This window comes from Paenibacillus sp. BJ-4, from assembly GCF_020404765.1.
In the GTDB taxonomy this organism is placed as follows: Bacteria; Bacillota; Bacilli; order Paenibacillales; family Paenibacillaceae; genus Paenibacillus.
Genome location: NZ_JAIVEM010000089.1, coordinates 1 through 403, shown reverse-complemented (window position 1 = coordinate 403; position 403 = coordinate 1). Strand labels below are relative to the sequence as shown.

1 rRNA gene is annotated in these 403 nt (G+C 53.6%); it reads right to left on the bottom strand.

The features are described 5' to 3' along the window. Positions 1-403: ribosomal RNA gene (locus LCF57_RS16020) — 23S ribosomal RNA — on the bottom strand; the annotation flags it as partial.

Below are 403 nucleotides of genomic sequence, written 5' to 3'. Positions count from 1 at the left end.
TTTTCCGAGGCTAGCCCTAAAGCTATTTCGGGGAGAACCAGCTATCTCCGGGTTCGATTGGAATTTCTCCGCTACCCCCACCTCATCCCCGCATTTTTCAACATGCGTGGGTTCGGGCCTCCAGTGCGTGTTACCGCACCTTCACCCTGGACAGGGGTAGATCACCCGGTTTCGGGTCTACGTCCACGTACTCATTCGCCCTATTCAGACTCGCTTTCGCTGCGGCTTCAGCTCTTCACCTTAACCTTGCACGGGAACGTAACTCGCCGGTTCATTCTACAAAAGGCACGCCATCACCCATAAATAGGGCTCTGACTTCTTGTAAGCACACGGTTTCAGGATCTATTTCACTCCCCTTCCGGGGTGCTTTTCACCTTTCCCTCACGGTACTGCTTCACTATCG